1 tRNA gene and 2 pseudogenes are annotated in these 1,050 nt (G+C 44.6%); all 3 read left to right on the top strand.

Going from position 1 to position 1,050, the window contains the following annotated elements:
* Window positions 1-290: pseudogene (locus AMDU4_RS11580) on the top strand (Replication factor C small subunit); the annotation flags it as partial.
* Window positions 290-361: transfer RNA gene (locus AMDU4_RS11585), tRNA-Ala, on the top strand. The pseudogene AMDU4_RS11580 and the gene AMDU4_RS11585, both read left to right, overlap by 1 nt.
* A 55-nt stretch (window positions 362-416) precedes the next feature.
* Window positions 417-1,050: pseudogene (locus AMDU4_RS11590) on the top strand (site-specific integrase); the annotation flags it as partial.

A 1,050-nucleotide genomic window follows, 5' to 3' on the forward strand; every position in this document is an offset into this window, starting at 1 on the left:
TTAACAGGGATGAGTATAAGAATCTTATTAATATGGCCATAGAGGGCAATTTCAACGATGCCAGGAACTATCTTGACAAGATGCTCATAGAATATGGTTTATCAGGAATAGATATAATAAAAGGTATGCACTCATCCATAAGAAGCGAGCAGATTGCATATAAGCAGAAGCTTGAAATCATAATGGCACTGGCCGAGGCTGAGTTCAGGATAGTTGAAGGGGGCACAGACAATATACAGATGGATGCACTTCTGGCCAAATTGTCATATATCGGCAGTGAGATCAACTAGGGCCGGTAGATCAGCGGTAGATCGCTTGCTTCGCAAGCAAGAGGGCTCGGGTTCAAATCCCGACCGGTCCATTTAATCTATTAATCGAATACCTTTTATGCCACTATTCGTTATGTTCTCATGACCATGCAACCGAAGTATAGAGAACTGCTTCTGGACGATGATGTACGAAGATGGTTTGAGAACCTGAAAGCGAAATCTGTCTTAACGGCAACAGTAGCTTTGAGGAATTTAGGACATTACTGCGAGCTTACCAATATAACACCAAAGGAAATCCTGAAGAAAGCCAGAGCTAATGAAAAGGATTTCAGGTATGAATTCACGGACTTTGTCAGGAAGCTTGAGAAGGAGGGCAAGGCAGGATCATACATTGCAAGGTTCAAGAAGGTCATTTTATCATGGCTGAAGTTTAACGATATCCGTTTGCAGTTAACCGTTAACATATCCGGGGAAAACGAAACACCCACAATCGTTAACGAGAGAGTTCCGAGCAAGGAGGAACTGGCAAGGATACTGAGGAAGGCTACCTCAAGAGGCAGGGTAGCCATAGCAATCATGGCATTCTCCGGGCTACGGCCGGAATCTCTTGGCGACTATGAAGGCACGGACGGCCTCAGGCTTGGTGACCTCAAGGAACTGAAGCTGTCAGATGAAATACAGTTTGACAAGATTCCCGCTACTGTTATGGTCAAGAGCAAGCTGAGCAAGGCCAGACACCAGTATTTCAGCTTCATCGGAGAAGAAGGTACGACTTACATAA

The sequence above is a fragment of the Ferroplasma sp. Type II genome (genome assembly GCF_000496155.1).